The 25,081-nt window shown below is 39.3% G+C and carries 25 protein-coding genes; 5 read left to right on the forward strand and 20 right to left on the reverse strand.

All coding sequences use genetic code 11. From position 1 onward, the window contains the following. Positions 1 to 12: 12 nt before the first annotated feature. Together gldC and gldB are read right to left on the reverse strand one after the other, a co-directional pair. On the reverse strand, positions 13 to 348 hold the full coding sequence (gene gldC / locus HPE56_RS12080; RefSeq protein WP_109652596.1) for a gliding motility protein GldC: 336 nt from the start codon (positions 346 to 348) through the stop codon (positions 13 to 15). Beyond that, a complete protein-coding gene (gene gldB, locus HPE56_RS12085; protein ID WP_188244018.1) occupies positions 349 to 1,305 on the reverse strand; it encodes a gliding motility lipoprotein GldB in 957 nt (318 codons plus the stop codon). It abuts the gene before it with no gap. 145 nt (positions 1,306 to 1,450) lie between these two features. Here gldB and nadE point away from each other — a divergent pair, with 145 nt between their 5' ends. After that, complete coding sequence (gene nadE, locus HPE56_RS12090) at positions 1,451 to 2,239, forward strand: NAD(+) synthase (protein WP_188244019.1); 789 nt, start codon at positions 1,451 to 1,453, stop codon at positions 2,237 to 2,239. A 158-nt stretch (positions 2,240 to 2,397) separates the two neighbouring features. Then, positions 2,398 to 3,027 (forward strand): response regulator, encoded by a 630-nt coding sequence (locus HPE56_RS12095; protein WP_188244020.1) that lies wholly within the window; start codon positions 2,398 to 2,400, stop codon positions 3,025 to 3,027. 91 nt (positions 3,028 to 3,118) lie between these two features. Here the strand turns inward: HPE56_RS12095 and dnaG are convergent, their stop codons facing one another. Further along, positions 3,119 to 5,098 (reverse strand): DNA primase, encoded by a 1,980-nt coding sequence (gene dnaG / locus HPE56_RS12100; RefSeq protein ID WP_188244021.1) that lies wholly within the window; start codon positions 5,096 to 5,098, stop codon positions 3,119 to 3,121. Positions 5,099 to 5,165: 67 nt separating this feature from the next. Here dnaG and HPE56_RS12105 point away from each other — a divergent pair, with 67 nt between their 5' ends. Beyond that, positions 5,166 to 5,423 carry a zinc-ribbon domain-containing protein gene (locus tag HPE56_RS12105; RefSeq protein WP_188244022.1) on the forward strand — a complete coding sequence of 86 codons (258 nt, stop codon included), beginning with the start codon at positions 5,166 to 5,168 and terminating at the stop codon, positions 5,421 to 5,423. Positions 5,424 to 5,486: 63 nt separating this feature from the next. On the opposite strand, the gene HPE56_RS12110 is transcribed toward HPE56_RS12105, so the two are convergent. The 12 genes from HPE56_RS12110 to rsgA form a co-directional block, all read right to left on the reverse strand. Beyond that, positions 5,487 to 6,593 (reverse strand): hypothetical protein, encoded by a 1,107-nt coding sequence (locus tag HPE56_RS12110; RefSeq protein ID WP_188244023.1) that lies wholly within the window; start codon positions 6,591 to 6,593, stop codon positions 5,487 to 5,489. Positions 6,594 to 6,676: 83 nt separating this feature from the next. After that, a complete protein-coding gene (locus tag HPE56_RS12115; protein WP_188244024.1) occupies positions 6,677 to 7,414 on the reverse strand; it encodes a hypothetical protein in 738 nt (245 codons plus the stop codon). After that, positions 7,401 to 7,964 (reverse strand): RNA polymerase sigma factor, encoded by a 564-nt coding sequence (locus tag HPE56_RS12120; protein ID WP_188244025.1) that lies wholly within the window; start codon positions 7,962 to 7,964, stop codon positions 7,401 to 7,403. The genes HPE56_RS12115 and HPE56_RS12120 overlap by 14 nt, the downstream gene beginning before the upstream one ends. A 114-nt stretch (positions 7,965 to 8,078) precedes the next feature. Next, the gene (locus HPE56_RS12125; RefSeq protein WP_188244026.1) at positions 8,079 to 9,056 is read right to left on the reverse strand and encodes a polyprenyl synthetase family protein; all 978 of its coding nucleotides are present in this window, start codon (positions 9,054 to 9,056) and stop codon (positions 8,079 to 8,081) included. A 189-nt stretch (positions 9,057 to 9,245) separates the two neighbouring features. Then, on the reverse strand, positions 9,246 to 10,292 hold the full coding sequence (rlmN, locus tag HPE56_RS12130; RefSeq protein ID WP_188244027.1) for a 23S rRNA (adenine(2503)-C(2))-methyltransferase RlmN: 1,047 nt from the start codon (positions 10,290 to 10,292) through the stop codon (positions 9,246 to 9,248). Between the two features lie 109 nt (positions 10,293 to 10,401). Next, complete coding sequence (gene queA / locus HPE56_RS12135; protein WP_188244028.1) at positions 10,402 to 11,451, reverse strand: tRNA preQ1(34) S-adenosylmethionine ribosyltransferase-isomerase QueA; 1,050 nt, start codon at positions 11,449 to 11,451, stop codon at positions 10,402 to 10,404. Positions 11,452 to 11,549: 98 nt separating this feature from the next. Then, a complete protein-coding gene (locus HPE56_RS12140; protein ID WP_188244029.1) occupies positions 11,550 to 12,779 on the reverse strand; it encodes a 3-phosphoshikimate 1-carboxyvinyltransferase in 1,230 nt (409 codons plus the stop codon). Between the two features lie 37 nt (positions 12,780 to 12,816). Then, a complete protein-coding gene (locus HPE56_RS12145) occupies positions 12,817 to 13,143 on the reverse strand; it encodes a nucleotide pyrophosphohydrolase (RefSeq protein WP_109652633.1) in 327 nt (108 codons plus the stop codon). Beyond that, positions 13,109 to 15,166 (reverse strand): DUF3857 domain-containing protein, encoded by a 2,058-nt coding sequence (locus HPE56_RS12150; RefSeq protein ID WP_188244030.1) that lies wholly within the window; start codon positions 15,164 to 15,166, stop codon positions 13,109 to 13,111. Before HPE56_RS12150 ends, HPE56_RS12145 begins: the two co-directional genes overlap by 35 nt. A 19-nt stretch (positions 15,167 to 15,185) precedes the next feature. After that, complete coding sequence (locus HPE56_RS12155) at positions 15,186 to 17,102, reverse strand: DUF3857 domain-containing protein (protein ID WP_188244031.1); 1,917 nt, start codon at positions 17,100 to 17,102, stop codon at positions 15,186 to 15,188. Between the two features lie 79 nt (positions 17,103 to 17,181). After that, on the reverse strand, positions 17,182 to 17,634 hold the full coding sequence (dtd, locus tag HPE56_RS12160; protein ID WP_188244032.1) for a D-aminoacyl-tRNA deacylase: 453 nt from the start codon (positions 17,632 to 17,634) through the stop codon (positions 17,182 to 17,184). 33 nt (positions 17,635 to 17,667) lie between these two features. Further along, positions 17,668 to 18,618, reverse strand: coding sequence for a ribosome small subunit-dependent GTPase A (rsgA, locus tag HPE56_RS12165; protein WP_188244033.1), 951 nt, complete (start codon positions 18,616 to 18,618; stop codon positions 17,668 to 17,670). A 105-nt stretch (positions 18,619 to 18,723) separates the two neighbouring features. On the opposite strand from rsgA, the gene HPE56_RS12170 reads away from it, so the two are divergent. Beyond that, positions 18,724 to 19,536 carry a hypothetical protein gene (locus tag HPE56_RS12170; RefSeq protein WP_188244034.1) on the forward strand — a complete coding sequence of 271 codons (813 nt, stop codon included), beginning with the start codon at positions 18,724 to 18,726 and terminating at the stop codon, positions 19,534 to 19,536. 124 nt (positions 19,537 to 19,660) lie between these two features. After that, positions 19,661 to 20,101, forward strand: coding sequence for a hypothetical protein (locus tag HPE56_RS12175; RefSeq protein WP_188244035.1), 441 nt, complete (start codon positions 19,661 to 19,663; stop codon positions 20,099 to 20,101). A gap of 35 nt (positions 20,102 to 20,136) precedes the next feature. Here the strand turns inward: HPE56_RS12175 and HPE56_RS12180 are convergent, their stop codons facing one another. The 5 genes from HPE56_RS12180 to HPE56_RS12200 all read right to left on the reverse strand — a co-directional run bounded on the left by HPE56_RS12180 (position 20,137) and on the right by HPE56_RS12200 (position 24,827). Further along, entirely contained in the window at positions 20,137 to 20,811 is a 675-nt protein-coding gene (locus HPE56_RS12180) for a head GIN domain-containing protein (protein ID WP_188244036.1), read from the reverse strand. Between the two features lie 91 nt (positions 20,812 to 20,902). After that, the gene (locus HPE56_RS12185) at positions 20,903 to 21,985 is read right to left on the reverse strand and encodes a bifunctional 3-deoxy-7-phosphoheptulonate synthase/chorismate mutase type II (RefSeq protein ID WP_109652652.1); all 1,083 of its coding nucleotides are present in this window, start codon (positions 21,983 to 21,985) and stop codon (positions 20,903 to 20,905) included. A gap of 13 nt (positions 21,986 to 21,998) precedes the next feature. Then, positions 21,999 to 22,856 (reverse strand): prephenate dehydrogenase, encoded by an 858-nt coding sequence (locus HPE56_RS12190; protein WP_188244037.1) that lies wholly within the window; start codon positions 22,854 to 22,856, stop codon positions 21,999 to 22,001. 1 nt (position 22,857) lies between these two features. Then, the gene (locus HPE56_RS12195) at positions 22,858 to 24,003 is read right to left on the reverse strand and encodes a pyridoxal phosphate-dependent aminotransferase (protein WP_188244038.1); all 1,146 of its coding nucleotides are present in this window, start codon (positions 24,001 to 24,003) and stop codon (positions 22,858 to 22,860) included. Next, the gene (locus tag HPE56_RS12200; protein WP_188244039.1) at positions 24,000 to 24,827 is read right to left on the reverse strand and encodes a prephenate dehydratase; all 828 of its coding nucleotides are present in this window, start codon (positions 24,825 to 24,827) and stop codon (positions 24,000 to 24,002) included. Before HPE56_RS12200 ends, HPE56_RS12195 begins: the two co-directional genes overlap by 4 nt. Positions 24,828 to 25,081 lie beyond the last annotated feature (254 nt).

The raw sequence follows: 25,081 nt of genomic DNA on the forward strand, positions 1-25,081 counted from the left end.
ACTAAAACGGCATTATTTGTTCAATTCCAATTTTTCGGCAAAATATTCGCAAAAATCCTTCATGGTAGCCGTCATTTTTTCATCCTGGGTAGCTTTCATAAAGCTATCGGACATGGACACCAGCGTTTGATGAAAAAAGACCTTCATCTCATCTACCGGCATATCTTTGGTCCAAAGATCGATTTTCAGGGATTCCTGATTCTTGCTATCCCAAACAGAAAGCATCATCGCCTTGGCCTCTTCATTATCTATTCCGCCGTCCTCTGCGGACCAAGTAAGCGTTTCGGGGACCCGATTCTCATCCAACCCCACTTTTAAACGTATCTCTGATGTATGTAATTTTGCCATTTATTTATTTGGTTTGTAATTGGATTTCTTAAATATGTCCTCCGCGGGTAGATTCATGAGTTGTTGCAATGATACCTCGTTTTTATCCATAAAGGATCGCACAATCTGCCAACCCACATAACGGCCCAGTCGACCTGGGGACTCATTATCGAGCTCCAATCCGAATTTTGAAAAAGGAGCTGGATCCAAGAATCGCAAGGTTAATTTATTATCGGTACTGTAGAGTAATTCCCGTTCAATGAAATGCCTCCACATAGGTTCTTCATTGGCTATTGCCCAAGCCAATTCATCTTCGGAATAATTGATTTTCTGCCCATCGGTTTGAAAAGGCATTATTTTATCCTTAAGATACAAAATCTTACCATAGTAGATCATACGATCCAAAAATGTACGCCCTTGAGATCGAGGAACAACCTTCTGCGCAAAAGCATTGGCTATATCACTGACGATATACTTCCGATCCATACCGGCAGCGATATATTTTTGTATTCCGGTATAATATCTATGATCCGCACCCAAATAATTATCCAACCCTACCAACAAAAGACTGTCTGTCAAAATTATCCGGTTCTCATGATCAACGTCATTGGTCACCGTTATTATCTTAGGTGCGGCATACTTTGGAAAGTAATATTTTATATACTTAAAAAGCAATTCAATATCTGCAACCTCTTTTTCGAAATCACTGAATTCATCCATGACCTCGCCCCGCAATTCAATTTGAAGGGAATCCTGCAATTTTGCCACCCATACACTATCCGGTGCTGGAAAGAAATAAGGGTATACCCTTCTTAGTTTGGGAATATCGGATGGCGTAGCTTTTGCAAATTCGTTATCGAATCGCGAAACCTTAACAACCAAGGGTATTTTTTTTACTTCTGCCTCGATTTTATCCTCATTTTTACAACCTATGGCGACAAACGTTAACAATACCAGTAAATAAAACAACTTTTTCATTTAATTGAAATTTTGATTTTTTCTTTTAACGAATAAAAATAGTTTGTATCCATTTCAAAGAAAGATCTTTTAAATTTTAATCTTAACCTGTAAGGCTTTATTTTTATCGGGCAAAGTTAGTTGTTTTAACCAAATAAAATATTTCATGAAAACCGAAAAAGTAATCGACCATATTGTTGACTGGCTTAAGGATTATGCAGACAAGGCGGGAATCAAAGGATTCATCATCGGTATATCAGGAGGAATAGACTCCGCGGTCACTTCTACACTTTGTGCCAAAACGGGGCTAGACCTGCTTTGCCTGGAAATGCCCATTCACCAAGCCGAAAGCCAAGAAACGAGAGCCTCACACCACATAGATTGGCTCATTGGCAATTTTGACAACGTAAAACGTCAGGCGGTTGACCTTACCCCGGTTTTCGATAGCCTTATTGCCGCACTACCAGCCGTAAAAAATGAAGAAGACCGTTTTATGTCCCTAGCCAATACAAGGGCCAGGTTACGCATGACCACTTTATATTATTTTGCCGCTTTAAACGGTTATTTGGTCGCCGGCACGGGAAATAAGGTCGAGGATTTTGGCGTTGGTTTCTATACCAAATATGGTGATGGTGGGGTAGACCTATCCCCTATTGCGGATCTTATGAAAACCGAAGTATATGAAATCGCCCGGTTTTTGGGTGTTAACCAAGATATTGTAATTGCACCGCCAACTGATGGACTTTGGGGGGATGACCGTACCGACGAAGATCAAATCGGGGCCTCATACCCTGAATTGGAATGGGCCATGAAAATGAATGACGAGGGAAGGACTGTATCTGAATTTTCCGACAGAAAAAAGCAAATTTTCAGTATCTTCAAAAGATTGAACGCCGCCAATCAACATAAAATGCAACCCATACCTGTTTGCACGATACCGAATGACCTGAAATAACCGATTAACTAAAAATCAGGCACATAAGACGAGTATAATGCATTGTTTCATTAAATAAATTGAAATTTGCCTATTAAATTAGAGAAATTACCACTACATTACGTGTCAGTATTTAAACACAACCAACTCGGTAAAATTTCTAGAAAAAATTTAACAAAATGATTAAAGTGCTAATTGCGGATAACCATCCTATTATTAGAATGGGTGTTAAACAAGTATTGAACAATGCAAGTGGATTTGAGGTTTTAGATGATGTTTCAACTACTTCGGAGCTTTTTAATAAGCTTGAAACAGCCTCTCCTGATGTTGTAATTTTAGAAATGGACATTCCTGAAATCAATGGTATCGCCACTTTAAGAAGGATGAAAAAAGAATATCCTGATGTAAAAGTATTAATGTACAGTGGACAATCTGAGGATGTTTATGCCCTCAGCACCATTAGAGCTGGCGCATTCGGTTACCTTTCCAAGGCTTCTGACGTTGACTACATCCTTTCAGCCGTTAAGAAGGTAAGTGAAGGAAACATGTTCATCACCAATGAACTTGCACAACGACTGGCTTTTGATGAAGGAACCCAAAAACCCCGTAGATTCTTTAGGAAATTATCTACCAGGGAGGTTGAGGTCCTTAAATTATTAGCGAGTGGCAAACGTAACAAAGATGTTGCCCTAGGACTTAATCTTAATGAAAAAACGGTAAGTACCTATAAGGCCCGACTAATGAAAAAATTGAATGTAGATAACATGGTCGACTTATTACAACAAGCCAAAGCATTGGAGTTGTATTAAAAAATAACGGTTAAAATATGTAAGAAACCCCTGACTGACTGGTCGGGGCTTTTTTGTTTATTGGGACTACATTTGACTTAATAGTCCGAAATCAGGAAAGGACCCTATTCAATTTTTTATTCAATAACTTGTTCAGTTGCAAATAGTTCATGATTTCCTCTAGGGTCTCCCTATTATCTATCGTACTATCCTCAGTACTATTTTGCAAAGCCTCCATTCTTTTTTTGATCAAATAACAACGCAGTGTCAAAATGGTCTCGCTGACCAATTGGGCCACCCCTATTTTCTTATCCTTGGGATAAATATCCTTACTTTCCCAATTATGCAGGGTGTACTTTTCCTCTTCCATTAAAATGGATGAAATCTCGGCGACCATTTCTTGATCCAAATCGGCAATAAACGTATTGATTGCGAAATCCTCCGTCTGGTTCAAAGCTTCGATCAATTTGTAATAAATATTTTTGAATTGTGGATTTGTCAACTCAATTTCGTCATCCTGAAGGTCTAAAAATATTTTTTCAAAGACTTTGGATTCAAGCGATTCCGGTTCCAAAACCAAATCACCTTCCTCATTCTCCTTCAAGATCAAATCCTCAAATTTTTCTTGTCGATTTCCATAAAGCAATAACAACTCAATAATCTTACGCTCCAGTTCGTATTGTACATCGACCTTTTGGGGCAAAGGCTCGTTTTTGACGACATCGAATGCCTTATGTTCCTGCTTTACTTTTTTTGAGGCATCGGCAATATCCTTTTTACTGATCTGCGCCAGGGTATTGAACAAGACGGCCTCAGAAATGTTCATAATCTGGGCACATTCCTGTATATAGATCTCTTTTTGTATTCGATCGGGAATCTTGGATATACTATGTACAATGTCCCTAACGGTATCAGCCCTTTTTATAGGGTCATTGGCCGTTTCCTTGACCAACAAGGAAGCCTTGAATTGGATAAAGTCCTTTGAGTTTTCCTCAAGGTATTGGGTAATTTCCTCCAATTCGTTGTTCTTCGCAAAACTATCAGGGTCTTCCCCTTCTGGAAACGTGCAAACCTTTACGTTCATACCCTGCTCCAAAATCAAATCAATACCTCGGAGCGATGCCCTTAAACCTGCTGCATCCCCATCGAACAGTACTGTTATATTCTTGGTCAACCGGTTAATAAGTCGAATCTGTTCAGGGGTCAGCGCTGTTCCACTGGAGGCCACGACATTGTGTATTCCCCTTTGATGAAACTGGACCACATCGGTATATCCCTCAACCAAATAACAGTTGTCCTCTTTAGCTATGGACTGTTTGGCATAATAGATTCCATAGAGCACCTTACTCTTGTGGTAAATATCACTTTCCGGGGAATTCAGGTATTTGGCGGCCTTTTTATCATTGGTCAGGATCCTCCCCCCAAAACCCAACACCCTTCCACTCATGGAATGGATCGGGAACATGACCCGTCCTTTGAAACGATCGAATTTCCTGGGATTGTTAGGATTATTGGCATCCTCCTTTACAATGGTAAGTCCGGTTTTTTCAAGATATTTGAGCTTATATCCTTTGTCTAGGGCGGCATTGGTAAACCCATCCCATTGATCCAAACAATACCCCAAACCAAATTTCCTTATGGTCTCATCAGTAAAACCCCTTTCCTTAAAATAGGTAAGCCCTATAGCCTTTCCCAGCTCTGACTCCCATAACATTTGGGCAAAATGGGTCTGGGCAAATTCAGAAACCAGATACATGCTCTCTCGCTCGTTAGCTTCCTGCTTTTGTTCGTCGGTACGCTCGGTCTCCTCTATCTCAATATTGTATTTCTTAGCCAAATACTTTATGGCCTCAGGATAGGTGAAATGTTCATGCTCCATCAAAAAGGCCACGACATTACCCCCTTTACCACTACTGAAATCCTTCCAAATCTGTTTTACGGGAGACACCATGAAACTCGGTGTCCGCTCATCGGAAAACGGACTTAGTCCCTTAAAATTGGAGCCGGACTTCTTCAGTTGTACAAAATCACCGATAACCTCCTCCAAACGGGCGGATTCATATACTTTGTCTATGGACGATTTTGAAATCATTGGTTTTATAAAATAGCCAATAAAAATAGTCAATTTTAGCTTATCTTAGTCCATCTATTCTACGCAGATGATACTATTCCTTGGTACACGTCCCGGAAAGGAGAAAATACGAAAACTACACAACTTAAAATGTAGTTTTTGTGGACAGGTCAATACACTTACCGCATACATCCAATCGACCTACTTTCATTTGTTTTGGATCAAGCTTTTTAAAATAGCCACAAACGAAGTCATCGAATGCTCCCATTGCAAACGCGTATATTACAAGGAGGAATTTACCGAAGAAATGAAGGAGGCCCTACAACGGAAAGACCTTATACACTAATCCCCACTTAACTGGATAAAAAAGAAGAACCCTTGGAGCTTATGCCGCAGGGGTTCTTTATAATTAAAGATCAAAACGAAGACCCAGGGAGATAACATTTTGATTCATCAACTTTCGAATAGAAGATGATGTTTCAAATTTAAGATATAAAGAATACTCCCCATATCCTGCATAAGCACTAAGCCCTCTAACCGTAGTTTGTTCATCTTTATAGAAAATATTGGATAGATTTTGAACTGCTATTTGAGTTCTGTCTGAAAACTTAACCTTTTGAATTGTATTATAATTTATACCCCAATAACCTCCAATACCAAATTTGAAATTTTTATCGGTACTATATCTAACATATTTTCCATTTACCTTTTTGTTCGAAGGCCCAAACTCAAAATGAATTGGAAAAATAAAACTATCCATTCTTAGCTTTGATTTTTTTATTGTAACATCACTTCCTGTGGCTTCATTAAAGTCTTGTAAAATAATCGCATATGGATTCCCTAAATCTGTATTTGTCATATAGACATACTTATTATTCGGTTTGAAACCATTGAATTGGAAAGAGACGCCATACTTGAGCCTAAGCCAGTTAGTATTCTTAAAAACCCTAGTATTCCAAGCATATCCGATTTCAAAAAATTTACTTCCTGTTATTTTAAACGGTGACCCCGATAATACATTCCCATTTGATTCATTGTTCAATCCAAAGGCTACGACCAAATCTGAATATGTACGTTTATCATACACTATTTTATTCTGATTCCCGGAATTATATTTTACACCGAATAATCTATTTCCATGATCATCCTCTGCATTTATGCCAATCATTAGTTGATTACTATCCGTATTCAAATCAACAACTCCATTACGCTCTAAAAGGGCAATTTGACTATCTATAATAGTTAATTTATTTTCAATGTTCTTTGCATGTTTTTCAGCATATACTTTTTTTTGTTTTTGTGCTTCCTCTTTAGATATATCATTCTTGTCTAATTGCTGATTGATAAATTCCAATTCGGTTTTTAATGCCTCTTTTTCAAGGAGGATAATTTCTGATTTGGCCTTTTCCAATTGTCCGATTTTATACTGTAAATTTTCATTCTCTTCCTGAGCGAAAATTTTTTGAACACCAAATGACATAAACAACACCATTAAATAGATAATAACAACTCTCATATTAATTTGATTTTAAGGTCTTCCCTATCCTCCCCTCCATAGGGAGAGGAGGAATAAGAAAGATAATTATTGATTGATGAATATTAATTGTTCCGGTCAGCAAAGGCCGTTCTGGTCTTAAGGAATTTTTCTTTTAAAGAATTGAAAATATGTTCACGAAATGACTGATCCAACTCATCCTCTACATCGGTAAGTAAGGCCATTGCATCTACTTTGTTATCTTGAATTAGATTGTTTCGTAGAATATCGGCCATGGCCATTCGTAAAAGAGAATCAACTTCGGCATCGGTCACCTGAAAATCCGAAGCCTCCAAAAGTTCTACTTGCACAGCCATTTCTGCGATTTTAGCATTAATAAGTTGATCTGTTTTTACTTTAAGATCAGTCTCCATATTTTTTTTCACCTCTTTAGGTTCCAAGACAGCAACTTGGGTTTCGTCTTTTATCATTGCTTCTGGTGGTCTAACCCCTGGGCTATCCCCTTTCTGGATTACTTCCTTTTTGACCCCCACCAACTTATCCTCCTCTTTTATCGGCACCATCAAATCCTCTTCCTTTTTAGGGACGTTGATTTCCTGGGGCGTTTCTACAACTTGAATTTGTGTTTCCGAAGGGGTCTGACCTCCTTTGAAATAAAGTGTTGACATAATCAATACCCCAATAAAAACGGCGGCTACACTATACCAGATAAATGTATTCTTTTTCTTGGGAGCAACTACTGGTAGTTGTTCCGACAAGGTATTCCACGCTCCTTCCGAAGGGGTAATTTCCCTTTCATTCAGTTTCTTCTTTATGTGTTTTTCGAATTTATCGACTTCCATAACCTATTATATTTTGGTATTGCAACTGCTCTTGCAACAATTTACGCGCTTTGAACAACTGCGATTTTGAGGTGTTTTCCGAGATCTGCAAAAGTTCCGCTATTTCCTGATGTTTGTATCCTTCGACCACATAAAGCACAAAAACCATCTTATATCCTTCTGGCAAGGCATCGATCAGCCTTTGGATATGCTCAACATCCATATCCGTGGAAATGGTATTGGTTTCAATTTCATTTCGTTCATACAAATCATCATCATACACCACAAACTGTTGTTTTCGGATGTACGAAATACTTTCCCGTATCATGATCTTGCGAATCCACCCCTCGAAACTCCCTTTGAACCCAAAGGATCCCAAGTTTTTAAAAACCTTAAGAAAACCACCGATCATCACGTCTTCGGCAAAGTGCAGATCTTTGACATATTGCCTACAGACCCCTAACATTTTCGGGGCGAACTTTTCATAAAGTCGCTTCTGCGCTTCCTGATGACCAGCAGCTGCTTTTTTTATGAGTTGTTTCTCGTTGTTATATATTGTAATGATCTTCAAAATGGTTTAATTGGCTTCTATAAAGATAGACGCATAAAGAGGGAAGATAGTTGCCTGGAGAATGAAAAATAAAATTATTAAAACATAATTAACTATGTATAAGCTAATTGCAGTTTATTTTTTTCTATCAACAACGTAGTTGACCATAAGTTCCAAGGAGTCCCGATAATTCGTTTGGGGATAGGTTAACAGTATATCCAATGCGAGTCGTTTAAATTCGTGCATTTTGTTTTCGGCATAATCCAGTCCACCTTGGTCTTTTACGAATTGGATTACTTCCTTTACCCGCTTTTTGTCGCGATTGTGGTTTTTGACCGAATTGATCAGCCACTTTTTTTCTGTTTTGGAACAGGTATTGAGTACATGGATCAAGGGCAGGGTCATTTTCTGTTCCTTAATATCTATACCTGTGGGTTTCCCAATTTGCTGATTGCCATAATCAAAAAGGTCATCCTTGATCTGAAAGGCCATTCCACAGTACTCCCCAAATTTCCGGAAGGTTTCCACCTCCTCGGAATCAGGCTTTACCGAACAGGCACCCATACTGCAACAGGCGGCGATCAAGGTTGCCGTTTTTTGGCGTATGATATCGTAATACACATCCTCAACAATATCCAGTCTCCGGGCTTTTTCGATCTGTAATAATTCCCCCTCGCTCATTTCACGCACCGCTACCGAAATAATACGGAGTAGGTCGAAATCGCCATGGTCCAGGGATAACAACAACCCTTTTGAGAAAAGGTAATCCCCTACCAAGACGGCTATTTTGTTTTTCCACAACGCATTTATAGAGAAAAATCCACGCCGTTTATTACTTTCATCCACAACATCATCGTGCACCAGACTTGCCGTATGTATAAGCTCAATAATCGAAGCCCCACGATACGTTCGTTCATTGACCTCCCCATTATTCAATAATTTGGCCGTCAAGAAAACGAACATGGGACGCATCTGTTTCCCCTTACGGTTGACGATATAATAAGTTATACGGTTCAACAAGGCAACCTTTGAGGACATGGATTCACGGAACTTTTTTTCGAAAAGTTCCATTTCCAGGATAACAGGGTCTTTTATTTGAGATACTACTTTCAAGTAAATTTGCTTTATTGTCCCACTTGGTTAGGTGGTTAAATTTAGGGAAAATTAAAAGGATATAGCGCACGTTTTTGTGACAGGGGCACTTTTAACAATAAGTACATCACAATCAATCTGTTACTGACCACAAAATTTTAGATCTTTTTTTGGCCTACGGGGTGGACCCACCGATGATGATGCCCTCTTCTAAATCTTATTCGCCAGTTGGCCACAGGCCGCATCAATATCCTTTCCACGGGAACGACGTACGGTAACGGTAATCCCTTTACGCTCGAGGGTTGCTACATACATCTCAATGGCTTTGTCGTTTGCTTGTTGAAATTGACCATCATCAATAGGATTGTACTCTATCAAATTTACTTTTGAAGGGGCGAAACGACAGAATTGAACCAAGGCGTCCGCATCTTTTTGACTATCATTTATCCCTTTCCAGACTACATATTCATAGGTAATCCTGTTTTTGGTCTTACTATACCAATATTGTAAAGCTTCCCGTAGATCGGCCAAATTCATGGTAGCATTGAATGGCATTATCGAGGTGCGGATTTCATCTATGGCAGAATGCAAGGAAACGGCCAGATTGAATTTCACCTCCTCGTCAGCCATTCTTTTGATCATTTTGGGCACACCGGAAGTAGAAACAGTGATTCTTTTGGGGGACATCCCCAAACCTTCCGGGGAAGTTATCTTATCAATGGCCTTAAGCACGTTGTTGTAATTCATCAATGGTTCACCCATTCCCATAAACACAATATTGCTTAACGGTCGGTCAAAATATAAACGACTTTCATTATCTATGGCAACCACTTGATCATAAATCTCATCAGGATTTAAATTCCGCATACGTTTTAACCTGGATGTGGCACAAAACTTACAATCCAAACTACATCCAACTTGACTGGAGACACAGGCCGTTGTCCTGGATTTTGTGGGAATAAGTACGGACTCTACCACTAGATCATCATGTAAACGGACCGCATTTTTTATGGTACCGTCCGAACTCCGTTGTATTTGGTCTACCTTAATGTGGTTGATTACAAAATTGGAAGTCAAAAGATCACGGGTTTCCTTCGAAATATTGGTCATAACATCAAAGGTATGGGCAGACTTTTGCCATAGCCATTCGTAGACTTGATTGCCACGAAACGCCTTATCGCCATTATTGACGAAAAACTCGCGCAATTGGTCTAAGGTCAATGCCCTTATATCCTTCTTTTGGGTTTTCTCTTCCATTTGATTAAGGTAGAAAAATAGAAAATCCCACATTCAATATTCATCGCAAAGTGGGATTTTACTATTCGGTATCTATTTAATTTCCGCTACTGCGGAAGTGCTCTCCTGATTATAAAATCAACATGGCATCACCATAAGAATAAAACTTATAGCCTTCCATAATCGCTTCCTTATATGCCTTCTTCATTAAATCGTGCCCCACAAAAGCAGAAACCATCATCAATAATGTGGATTTTGGCAAGTGAAAGTTGGTTATCATACAAGTCGCAATACTGAATTCATAGGGTGGGAATATGAATTTGTTCGTCCAACCATTAAAGGTATTCAGTGTATGCACCGAGGAAACAGCACTTTCCAAACCACGCATGGCGGTAGTACCTACGGCACATACCTTTCTTTTATTGGTTTTTGCGGAATTCACTATCTCAGTTGCTTTTTCGTCAATGATCAGCTCTTCGCTATCCATTTTATGTTTGGAAAGATCCTCAACCTCTACCGGATTGAAAGTACCCAGACCAACATGTAAGGTAACCTCGGCAAAATCGATTCCCTTGATTTCCAATCGTTTCAAAAGGTGTTTGGAAAAATGAAGCCCTGCAGTAGGTGCTGCAACGGCTCCTTCATGTTTTGCATAAATGGTTTGGTAACGGTCTTCATCTTCTGGCTCAACATCCCTTTTAATGTACTTTGGCAATGGGGTTTCACCCAATTCCTTAAGTTTTCTTCTAAAATCCGTGTAGGAACCATCATATAAAAAACGTAACGTTCTTCCCCTAGAGGTAGTATTATCGATAACTTCCGCAACCAAACTCTCGTCTTCCCCGAAATACAGTTTATTTCCAATACGGATTTTACGTGCCGGATCGACCAAAACATCCCAAAGACGTTGTTCTTCGTTCAATTCCCTTAAAAGGAACACTTCAATACGCGCACCCGTTTTCTCTTTATTACCATATAATCTTGCAGGGAAAACCTTGGTATTGTTCAATACCATTACATCCCCTTCATCAAAATAATTAATAAGGTCCTTGAACATTTTATGTTCGATTTTCCCCGTTTCCCGGTGTATGACCATTAGTTTGGATTCGTCCCTGTTTTCAGAAGGATACTCGGCCAACAATTCTTTTGGAAGTTCAAAATTAAAGTGTGATAATTTCATATAGTGTACGTATTGTATTTTTTTTTGGCAATTTTAGCGGCTGCAAATATACGACCTCGAAATAGGGGTTGTCAAGTAAAACGATGATTAAATGACAATTATAGTTCCCGAGCCTGAAAACCCAGTTTTTTAAGGTCTTTCCAAAAATCGGGATAGGATTTTGAAACCACTTCGGCATCATTGACCACAAAGGAGGTTTTTAGTGCCAATGGCGCAAAGGCCATGGCCATTCTATGATCGTTATAGGTATCTACAGCCACCTCCGATATTAAATCAAAGGAAGGCTGCAATAGGAGTGCCCTATCGGTAACCGCTACCTTAGCGCCAAATTTTGATAATTCGGCCTTCATGGCCTCTAACCTATCGGTTTCCTTGATCTTTAAGGTATGCAATCCCGTCAACTCACAGCCCATACCCAATCCCAAACAGGTAACCGCAATCGTTTGGGCTATATCGGGTGCATTGGCCAAATCACAGGTAAAAGATCCAAGTTGATGATTCCGTGCCTTTTTTAAGACAATTGAATCTGCCGTGAACGTTGTTTCAACCCCGAAATCGGTATAAATCCCGGCAAGAACACGATCACCTTGCAAACTATCGTTCTTATAGGACCCCAACTGTATTTCGGAACCCACCCCACTTAAGGCGACAATACTGTAAAAATACGAGGCTGAACTCCAATCCGATTCCACAACCAATGCTATGGGCTCTACTTCCTTCATTGGGGAGACTTTTATGGTGTTCCCCTCAAATGATGTTTGTACCCCTATTTGGTTTAATAACCCTAAGGTCATTTTTATATAAGGAACAGAGGTTATCTTACCGACCAACTCCATTTGCAAACCATTTTCCAAGCTGGGGGCAATCAACAAAAGTGAAGAAATATATTGGCTACTGATATCCGCAGGAAGACTCACCTTGCTCTCCGTTAATTTTTTACCCTGAATCACAATCGGGGGATATCCTTCTTTATCGATGTATTCAATATCGGCACCAAGACTGATCAAAGCATCGACCAAGATTTTCACCGGTCTTTCCTTCATTCGCTTGGAACCGGTCAAAACAATATTTTTACCCTCCTGGGAAGCAAAATAACCGGTTAAAAAACGCATTGCGGTTCCTGCATGGTGAATATCGACCTCCCCATTCTCTATGGCAAGTCCCTTTTGCATAACCTCCGCATCGTCCGAATTGGAACGATTACGGATTGAAATACCCGAATATAAGGCCTGTAACAGCAAAGCCCTGTTCGACTCACTTTTTGAACCTGTAATCTGGATACTGGATTTTACGATATTCCCTGACGGACCAATTAGGTGTAACTTCAAGTTGTATGGTTTTTTTATAGAAGCCTCAAATATACTATTATTTGAGTTTTTCGTTGTTTTGATGCCTATCGTGGTCCCGCTTGGTCTTTATATCCATTTTTTTATCAAAAGCAGCTTCTAAATCTATCCCCGTTTGGTTGGCCAAACACAGGACCACAAAAAGTACATCGGCCAACTCTTCCCCAAGATCCTTGTCCTTGTCCGATTCCTTTTCACTCTGCTCGCCATATCGCCGGGCGATGATCCGGGCTACCTCCCCTACTTCCTCTGTGAGTTGGGCCATATTGGTCAGTTCGTTAAAATAACGAACACCATGCTCTTTGATCCAATTATCTACCTCCTGTTGTGCTTTCTGTATTCCCATTGCCTTCTTCTTTGGACAAAACTACTTTTTCTAACTGTTTTTCAATAATAGATTTGTAATAATTCTTGAGAATGGTATAGTTTTTAGCTTGGACAATAGGCACATTCATCTGTTCTTCAACGTATAATTGCACGGAATTCCCGTTGACCCCCAACCTATAGACGAAACTTCCCTGTTCTTCGGGCATTACCAATCTAATGCCCTCTGGTATATAAGTTACCTGATAACCTTCAGGGATATCTATTTTAATCCTATACTTTTTTTTGACTGGATACGTGAAATCTATAGGATATACCCGTTTCTCCAACTTAAAGGGATTTTCTTTCCTGGCAAACCATAATAGTGGGGAAAAATAGATCTTATCCCCTATAAACTCAACCAGATCATCTCCATAAAAATGAAAATTCTCCATTACGGGTTTGCCTATATTGAGTTTATCCTTAATCGAATATTCAGAAATCTCTATGCCATTATAATTTTCCTCCAACTTCCCTAGATAACTTTCCTCATCCATGGCCTCATAAGAATTCCTGAATATGTACGCCGCATAATCATCTTCCAAAACCCTTCTTAATGCCCCATTCAATTCACCCGTGTCCGATAATTCGGCATCGAGCATTATCATCTCATTTGCTCCAATTTTAGGCGATAGGGAGAATTCCTTTGAAGAACCATTTTCATCTACAGCACGTCCTAACCAATTTAATGCCCTAGTGGGTAACAGATTAGGTTTTGCAAATTTATTCGTAGCATCGAGAAGAATAGTACTGCCATTAATTTCCACTGAGGCCGCCACATAATTAAAACCTTCCAACGTAGGAAATATGGGTATGCCATGGCTTCTAGTGCTGATCAAAATAGGATTGACCTTCAAACCAGCTGCGCGAAGCATTCCTACCAAAATCAAGTTGATATCCGCTATATTACCTGTCTTTGAATCATAAGCCTTCTTTACCCCCTCATCAGAAGTATAACCATAATTCCCGTTCCAGTTCATTCTGTTTTTCACATATTGGTAAATGGCTATCATTTTATCCTCATTCGTTGTCTTGCCCTGAAGCAAAGTATTCAGATCATCTTTGAAGTATCTAGACGTATTCAACTGTCCACCAAAGGTTTCAAAATCATAAATCTTCTTGACAACCTTTTCCCAATCACTGGTGTAATTCTGAATGGTTGAATTTGGGAACTTGGTATACTGTAGTTCAAATTTAATTGAGCTTCTATAATTGTTGATATTGTTGACATAGGGCTCTTCCTTCAACGCCGGAACATTATTCATTCTAATCAAAGAAACATTTTCAAAGAAGTCAACCGAAGAACTTGAAATAGAGGTCCCCATGGCATTAAACCCTCCACGTGAAGTCCTATTGGTCGATGTAAAACTTACACTTCCCGACCCTCTGGACTTTTGAATATCGAAAAACAAATACCCCTTGGTACGCTCATTAAATACAAAGTACTCAGGTATGGTCACTTCTATCTCTTGTTGAACAATAGGAATATCATATTGCAGTAGGATTTCATCAATATTGTAGCTAAAGGGTGAAGAAATCCTATATTGATATTCGATTACACTACCTTCCTTTAAATTAGGCATAGTGAACTTTTTGTGAAGCCTATATTTATTTACTTCCTCACTAAAGACATCCTTTTTATCCAATTTGGATTTAACAATCTTACCTTTCTCTAAATTATAGGTAACCGCCTTTATTGCCCCAAGTGACTCACGATCGGAACCTGACTGATAGAGGCTCTCCGAGATTGTTCCATATTCAAAGCCTTCCGCAGAGAATATTTTTATACGTTCATAAACACTTTTATCTACACGAAAACCAACACCCTTAACGTAATCATAGGTTATATCCACTTTCCGATAAGTGACCACCGCCGATGCCGCTGGATCCTTTACATATTCTTTTTGCGCCAGTTCCTCTTTGGTGATATCACCAAATTTTGGTTCCTGTGCAAAAACGTTCATAAAAAAAAGACCTGTGACTAATAAAATAAAATTGGTACGCATAATGTAATGTGCTTAATATTCAATCTTGCCTAATGTTCTTCACCAAAGCGACTTTTGCCTTTTCCACCTTGGCTATATTTTTTCTGAACTCCCTATAATCATTATATTTATTAGGTGCATATAACCCAGCCTTCAATGAAAATGTTCTTCTGTATTGCAAAGTTTCCCCATCGATTACTTTTACAGACATCCTATAAGAGCCAAACTCCGAGGATATTGTTGTAGCCTCAGGCATTGCTTCAACCTTGTAACCTTTCGGTAATTTCACATCATACACATCCGTATCCTCATAGCCCCGGGAAATTTCAAAAGGTCTTTTACGCACACGATACCGCTTAGGTATATAGTCCGATCTATTAAAAGCATTCAACACGAAAATCATTCGTTCTTGACTTAGGGTACCATAACTTTTAGCGTTTAAAACCACATTTTCTTGGAAGGAAATCCCTTCTTTGTCATTCGTAAATTCGAATGAATCAATATTCAGGTTATTTATGGTACTCCAATATTTTTTATAGTGTTTTATGACATCCTCATCGGTTTCATCTTCCAAATAAAACCTTCTATCGTATTGCACGCCTTTTGTTTCTATTTTCACTTTGGCATTGATCGCCCCTTGGGAAGACAATGAATAGGATGCCGTTGTACTTTGTTTATTCTCTTCATTTAAATAAGCGATAGTTTTGACAATTTCGCCACCCCCGGGTTTGACAACCAAAACATTCCTGTCGTCGGTAAAATCCCCTATGAACCCAAAAGGTTGTACCTGGGACGTACAATCGATCCAATAATAATGATCTTGGTATGGTATGGCCAAAATCACATGGTTACCTTGTAGCACAGGAAAATCCTTGTCAAAATCAAATTTCCCATTACCTGCATGAACGACTGTATAATAAGCCTCAACCCCTACCTCGTTCAGCAGGGCCTTAGTGTAATTTGACAACCCCTTGCAATCACCATACTTCACTTTATCGACCTCGATAGCACTAATGGGTTGCCACCCCCCTATTCCAATTTGAACACTGATATACCGCGTATTCTCCTGAACATAGTTGTAAATGATTTTGGCCCTTTCCAAAGTATCATCAACCCCTTTCACCAAATCCTGCACGATTCTTTTGGTCTCCATTGACAGTTCATCCCTACCTTTTAACAAATGACCATCGATCCAGGCCCCTAAATCGTTCCAATCTGTCACATTGGCCTCAATTCCCTTTAAACTGAAGTTTTTCAACCTTACTTTCAATCTTGGTGCTATATCGGCGAAATTCGGACTTAGCTGTTCATGTTTAAAGGCCGGTATGTTTACCGCCTCGTAAACAATCTTGCCGGGTGCATTGGTTTTTTTGAAATCAAATTCAGCAAGGTTATATTCCTTGATATCAGGCGCTAAATTTGTGTCGGAATAGTTAATCCCATATTGGCTTTTCTCAACACTAACCCCATATCCATAAATAAAATACCATGGGGGAAAAAAGCCTGTATCACTCGTTTCCACCTCGTAGTTGAACACCAATGTATATGGATACTGGATCGGGATATAGTTATAATACAATAATCTATCATCCCTATATAATGAAAATCCATCCGCTGCACTTAAGTCCTGAAAATCCTTTCTTTTAATCCGCTTTATTTCTTTTCCGTTTTTATCATAAATGAAAGCTTCAATACTTTTTATTTTCTTCTCTTTGTCATAATTCAATTGGGTATTGGAATAGCTATTACCCATTTTATTCAAAACGGTCACGACCTGTTTTACTTCGTAAACCATGGAATGGTTGGATAACACCTCGATCTTTATCTCATCCAAACGAACAACCGCATTCGCATCTTTGGTCAGAAGGGGATTGAGGTTTAAAGCTTGGTATGTTTTTTCTTGGGAAGAAATAGAAGTAAACGCCAAAAGGGCGCATAGTAGATAAGGTAAGCGCATTAGTCAGGTATGGTTGAATTACTATACCTCTAATTTAAATATTTTTCTTACATTTTTTAAGAAAAATTTAAGAAATTTACTACTCCCGTGATTTTGTATCAATAATGATGGTTACCGGTCCATCGTTCAATAAGTCCACTTTCATATCGGCCCCAAAGACACCTGTACCCACATCCTTTGCAAGATCTATTTGAAACCTTTGTACAAACTTTTCGTATAAGGGAATGGCGATATCCGGATTGGCCGCTTTTATGTAAGAAGGCCGATTTCCTTTTTTGGTTGAAGCCTGTAGGGTAAACTGACTCACCACAATGGCATCCCCGCCCTGTTCGACCAATGATTTGTTCATGACTCCATTTTCATCATTGAATATTCGAAGATTTACAATTTTCCGGGAAAGCCATGCTATGTCATTTTCGTCATCCCCATAGCCAACACCCAATAAAACAAGTAATCCATTACCTATTTCGGAAATCGTTTCCCCATCCACCGAAACACTTGCGCGTGAAACTCTTTGTATAACAGCCTTCATGACAACACCACTACCTTTTAGATTGAAATAAATTTACGGTTTCTCAAAAATATCGATTCTGTAGGTATCATCATCCCCAGTTACCATTTGAACATAACTTTTGTATCTGCTCCAGGCTACCTCATTATTTTCAAGGACTTCCTTCACTGCACATTTAGGCTCATCCAAATGAAGGCAATTATTGAATTTGCATCCACCTTTAAGTTTAAAAAACTCAGGGAAATAGTCACCGATTTCATCCTTTCCCATGTCAAAGATACCGAACCCCCTAATCCCAGGGGTATCAATGATTCTGGCATTAAAACTTAGATCGAACATTTCAGCGAAGGTTGTGGTATGCTGCCCCTGTAGATGTTGTTCCGATATTTCGGCAGTCTTTATCTGTAACGTCGGCTCCAAAGCATTGATCAATGTAGATTTGCCCACGCCGGAATTACCAGAGAACATACTGATCTTGCCGACCATTAAATCCCTTACCTTATCGACATTCTTACCTGTGGTAGCCGATATACCGATACAGGTATACCCGATTTCCCGATAGAGGGCTGCTAGGTATTTGACCTCCAACAACTCATCCTCATCATAGGAATCGATTTTATTAAAGAGTAGAACCGCAGGAATATGATAAGCTTCTGCCGTGACCAAGAAACGATCTATAAAGATGGTATAGGTCTTTGGATTTTTAAGGGTCACCAACAAAAACGCCTGATCTAGGTTAGCCGCGATGATATGGGTCTGCTTGGAAAGTTTCACCGATTTTCTGACGATATAATTTTTCCTATCCTCAATTTCGGTGATGATCCCGATGGTTTCCTCATCCGCATTTTCCACCTCAAAAACAACATGATCCCCTACGGCAACGGGATTGGTACTTTTTATTCCCTTAATACGGAATTTACCTTTTATACGACATTCGTAAAAATCCCCATCTACCGATTTCACGGTATACCAGCTGCCAGTCGACTTATAAACAATGCCTTTCATTAATTAACAAATTCCCTTAATTTACAAAGTAACTGTTTTTATTAACATAAAATACTATATTTTTGGCGCAGTTCCATGAAAACAAAATCAAAAACAAAAACAAAAATGAATTTAGTAAAGAAAACTATTTACCTCCTATTATTTACCTTTTCAGGCGTATTGGTAGCACAGGAAACGATTACCAATGAATCTGTTGTACAAATGATGGATCTCGGTTTCGATGATTATATGATCATTGACAAGATCAATACATCAGATGTAAAATTCGATGCTTCCATCGCCGCATTGGGCAATTTGAAAAAAGCCGGGGTTTCTTCTGAAGTCATTTCGTTGATCATGGATAAATCCAAACAGAACACCAAATCCAAAACAGGTATTTACTATTTGGCTGAAAATGGTGAGGATAAGTTGATCCATCCCAGTGTTTTCTCCGGTTCAAATTCAAATGCAGTAGCCCAAAAATTGGTCTCTGGATTGATCAATTCAAAAAAGAAAGCGCAATTACCCGGTATACATTCAAACAATGTTCTCAACACCAATGCACCCGAGTTTACTTTTATATTTGACCCAAGTGTTACGGAAGTAGACAACATGCAAAACAACCAAGGAGGTGATACTGGTATTTTCAACTGGTGGTTTAGAATGGCAAGCAACCCCAATGAATTTGTCTTGGTGAAACTGACGGTTAAGGACAGAAAAAATCTAAGGGAAGTTATTACGGGCAAGGATAGTTGGATCACCAGTAGCAGTGGCATCGACCCAAAATACGCACTTAACTTTTCAATGGAAGAAATAGAAGGAAATAAATTCAAGGTGACTCCAGATGCCCTAGAGCCTGGAGAGTATTGCTTTATTTACCAAGGACAGGTACCACAGGGAAGGGAAAACCAATCGGTTTTTGACTTTTCCGTTCAATAAAACTGCATTTAGAATGTAAACTGTTAAAGAAACCTGGCCCTTTCGCCGGGTTTTTTTATTCCTTTTTATGATCTTTGGGTACCGTTATATACATGAAACACACATAACCTTAAACTATTATATCATGAAAAAGAGCGTTTTACTTTTTTGTCTTCTAGTCTTAATGTCCTTTGGGTTAAGTGCCCAGGAATACACGGTAATAACCAGTGTAGAGTCTATAGTACCAAGTGGCTTGGGACGTTCGAGGCTGATCAGCACCCTTGAAAAAAAGGATTATCAAGAATTCACCAGTGTGCAATCCGAAGAGGATAAGAGTCGCAATAAATCGAAAAGGGGTGAGATTAGGGTAAAGAATTTCGAGGAGACGAAATTATTGAACTTTTTCAATATTGGGGGAATCCGTTTTCAGAATATCGCTGCAAATGATGCGGTAATTTCCTCTAAAATCAATGCGATGGTTGCCGACGGATGGGAATTGGCATTTGTGACCAGTGCGGTTGAGAGTGATGGCGGCAAAGGGGATGGTCAGGGTATTTTCATTACCCGATACATTTTTAAACGATAAAAAAAAGCCGGTTTATAACCGGCTTTTTTTATGATTCAGTCTTTTATATGAACCCTGCCACCGGCCAGGGTTTTTTTATTGATGTCCTTGGGGTTTCCATACACATAGACATCCCCACCTGCCCTTACATTGATATCGACTTTTTCCGATGCATATATCTCAGCCTCACCTGCTGCGGTTATTTTCACCTGCGTATTGGATGTTTTAAGTTCACGACCTTCAAAGACACCCCCTGTATTCAATACAATCGATTGGTTTTCCGCTAAACCGGACAACTCAACGATGCCTCCTGTTACAGCCCTGACCTCCAGATCGACTACATCCAATCCTGCCTTAATTTGAGCTCCTTCCTGTGAACGGATTTCAAGATGGTCTTGCTGAACCAATTCGTTACAGACTATCTTGGCACCTTCATTACCATCAATCACATCCAAATGTTTGTAAAAGACCTCTATAAAGGTATCCTCACCCGTAAATTTCTTGTCCAATTGCATTTTCAACTTCAGGGTACCATCCATATTCACAACCTTAATATCATAAACATTCTCACCTTTGATGGTAATCCTATTTTCATCGGATTTTATGAGGTTCACCTCTATGAGATCAAAAACCTTGATCTTATTGAAGTCTCCCACTTCTTTATCGATCATTCTTTGGGCCGATGCGGTTATAGAACTAATTACCGCCAAAAGGAATAGTATTTTTTTCATCGTTATTCTTTTAGATTTATCTAAAGATATGATACCGCTGCCAGTGTTACAGTTTTCAAAAAAAAATCCCGATTTAAAATCGGGATTTTTTTTAACCTTGCATTATCTTCTCTTGATGATTGATGGATTCTTGGTGAATGGCTTTAAACATTCTTAGTATAAACTCCTCACTCAATCCTTTAGACTCCCCTTCCAGAATCATACTTCCCAGAATAGAGTTCCATCGATTACTTTGAAGGATGGCAACATTCTTTTGCTTTTTAAGGCTCCCTATTCCATCAGAAATCTTCATTCGTTTCCCAAGCATATCGATCAATTGGTTATCGATGATATCAATTTGCGTTCTAAGGTTACTCAGCTTGCTATTGAATTCCGCTTCCTCATCGGTTTCCTTACGTATACGTAAGTCCTTCATGATCTGAACCAAGGCCTTTGGTGTTACTTGCTGCGCAGCATCACTCCATGCATTATCCGGATCGAAATGGGTTTCTACGATAAGTCCGTCAAAATTAAGATCCAATGCGGTTTGGGAAACATCAAAGATCATATCCCTATTACCTGTAATATGCGAAGGATCATTAATCAACGGCAAATCCGGGAATTTCGTCTGTAGTTCAATGGCCAACTGCCATTCAGGAATATTTCTATATTTGGATTTTTCATAGGTAGAAAAGCCCCTATGGATCACACCCAACTTTTTAATGTTCTTACTATATAATCGTTCCACTGCCCCTAACCACAAAGACAAGTCTGGGTTAACCGGGTTTTTGACCAATACAATCTTATCAGTACCCTCTAGGGCATCTGCAATTTCCTGTACTATAAATGGACTTACCGTTGAACGTGCACCTATCCATAATAAATCAATATCATGTTCCAAGGCCAATTCCACATGGGCTTTATTGGCAACCTCGGTAGCGGTCTTCAATCCTGTTTCTGCCTTTACCCGTTGTAGCCACTTAAGACCCAACGCCCCAACACCCTCAAAGTTGCCTGGTCGTGTTCTTGGTTTCCAAATACCGGCCCTAAAATAGTTTACATCGGTATCCTTAAGCTCGTGGGCTATTTTCAAGACTTGCTCTTCGGTCTCTGCGCTACATGGTCCTGCAATTACCAAAGGATGATCTAGTCCCAAATCATCCAACCATGTTCTCATTTCTTTTGAATTCTCCATTTTTACTTTCCTCTTATTTGTTCAAAGGTATTCCTTTTAATATTTCCTTTATTTTATTCGTATTGTTCATTTCATCGTAAATGCCCTCATAATCATCTTTGAGCAGCAATTGTTTAAAGGCCTCAAGATTTTCGATATACTCGTCCAAACTCTCAACCACATTCTCCTTATTCTGCTCAAAAATGGGTGCCCACATCGCCGGTGAACTTTTTGCCAATCGCACGGTACTTTCAAATCCACTTCCCGCCATGTCAAAGATATCGCGTTCATTTCTTTCCTTATCGATTACCGTCTTACCTAACATAAAAGAACTGATGTGTGATAAATGTGATACATAGGCAATATGCTTATCATGTGCCTCAGGGTTCATATATCTTATTCGCATACCAAGCTCCTGAAAAAGTCCCAAAGCCTTTTCCTGTAATTTAAACGCTGTTTTTTCAATCTCACAGATAATATTGGTCTTCCCTTGAAACAAATGATCGATAGCTGCGGCAGGACCAGAAAACTCTGTACCAGCAATAGGGTGGCAAGCTAAGAAATTTCTTCTTTTTGGATGATCGTCCAAAATTTTGCACAACGTCGCTTTTGTTGAACCCGCATCGAAGACCACACAATCATCATTCACTTGATCCAATATCCGTGGCAGCTCGGTCAGCATTGCATTTACCGGGATACCCACTATGACTACATCTGCCAAATGCAAATCATCATAACTAGCCTTATTATCGATCAAACCAAGTGCCAACGCCTCTTCTAAATGTGATACATTGGTATCTACACCATGAATCGTGACTTCGGGGACCAGCCGTTTAATATCCTTGGCCATACTACCCCCGATCAAACCTACACCAATTACAAATACATTCATCTTAAAACCTTTCTAGTGCTTCTTTAATTTTTTCCTCTTTCACACAAAGTGAAAATCGAATATAACCCTCACCATTGCTTCCGAAAATCGTACCTGGAGCGATGAATATATTTTTTTCATCTAGTACATTATCAATAAAATCCTCAGAATCTGAAGCCCCTAGGGGTAATTTTGCCCAGACGAACATCCCAACAGCATTTTTGTCATAGGTACAATTCAATTTGTCAGCTAATTGCAACATCAACGCCTTCCTTTTTTGATATACCTTATCCAAAGCCCTATACCAATCATCACCACTTTTTAAAGCTGCAATGGCTCCTTTTTGAATACCATAGAACATGCCTGAGTCCATATTACTCTTTACTTTGAGGATGGCATTGATATGTTCGGCATTACCCAACACCATACCTACGCGCCATCCGGCCATATTAAAAGTCTTGCTCAAGGAATTCAGTTCCAAGGTTACTTCCTTTGCCCCATCGATGGCCAAGATACTTGAAGGCTTTTTGTTAAGCACAAAACTATATGGGTTATCATTCACAAGAAGGATTCCATTGTCTTTTGCAAACTGGATCAATCGTTTCAATTGGTCCTCATTGGCCAAAGCCCCAGTGGGCATGTGCGGGTAACTGACCCACATTAATTTCACTTTGGACAGATCTTGTTGCTGTAGGGTCTCCAAATCGGGAAACCAACCATTTTCCGCATTAAGATCATACTGCTTGGGTACCCCTCCGACCAATTTGGTGACCGAAGTATATGTAGGGTATCCTGGATTAGGTATCAAAACCTCATCCCCAGCATTCAAAAAAGCCATACTGATATGCATAATTCCTTCCTTGGATCCCATAAGGGGTAATATCTCAGTGGTTGGATCTGCAGACACCTCGAATTTCGATGCGTAAAAATCAGCAATCGCCTGACGCAATGCCGGTAGCCCTTGGTAACTCTGATACTGATGCGCGCCGGCATCGTCCATTGAATCCTTTATCGCCGTTAAAACCGCTTCAGAGGGGGCAAGATCCGGACTGCCGATTCCCATGTTTATTATAGGTTTACCTTCGGCAATAAGCCCACGGACCTCCCTAAGTTTTTTTGAGAAGTAGTACTCCTCAACCGTTTGTAATCTATCCGCAGTACGAATCATATTCTAGCATTTTTATATTCCCCCAAAACCCTAAAGTCATCTGACATGATTTCTAAAAGCGCCTTGGCCTTTGCAAAATTATTATATTCATCGAAGGTCACATCAACAAAAAAGGCATATTTCCATGGAGTTTCAATAATGGGCAATGACTGTATTTTGGTCAAATTCATGTTACAATCGCTCATCACATTCAACACTGTTGCGAGACTTCCTCTTTTATGATCGGTCACAAAGCGGACCGAAGCCTTGTTTATTTCAGTTATAGGCCACTCCTTATTGGTGGTCTTTACAATAATAAATCGGGTCGAATTGTTCTTTATCGTCTGAATATCCGGAGCAATGATTTCCAAATCATATAAATCGGCAGCCACTTTGGGAGCTATGGCCGCAACACCCTTTAAGTGATTATCATGTATTTGCTTGGCGGTCTCTGCGGTATCAACATCCTCGACCACTTTTATATGGGGATATGTCTTTAAAAACTCACGACATTGCAGCAGGGCCATCGGGTGGGAACGGACTTCATGAATATCCTCGATCGACTGTCCCTTTAAGGTCATAAGATTATGGTGGATGTTCAAATAATACTCCCCAATAATATGGAGTTTCTTATCATTAACAAGTGCGTAATTGGGGATGATTGACCCCGCAATCGAATTTTCAATGGCCATTATCCCTTTATCCGCTGTCGCATCAAGCAGGCAGTCCACCAAGCCATGAAAGGACATACACTCCACTAAATCAACCTCCTCCTTAAAATAATCCAGGGCCACCTGATGATGGTTAGACCCCTTGATTCCTTGTATGGCTATCTTTAAACCCATTTTTATCCGATATAATAAAACTGATATTTTTCAACAAAAAAAGTCCCGTTTTTCACGGGACTTAATGTTATATATAATGTTTGCAATACACTACAACAGTCCCGTCTCCCTCTTATAAAAGAAGAAAAAATAAAAACCGTTAAAGAAATACTGCTTTGTCATTGTCATGTAAATCTGGGACTAAGGTAATTATTAAATTTAAAAAACAAATTCAAAGTCGTTCTTTTTTTGATTTTTTTTACAAAAACTTATTT

Origin of the sequence: Maribacter aquimaris (assembly GCF_014596745.1) — a bacterium.
Classification (GTDB): Bacteria; Bacteroidota; Bacteroidia; order Flavobacteriales; family Flavobacteriaceae; genus Maribacter_A; species Maribacter_A aquimaris.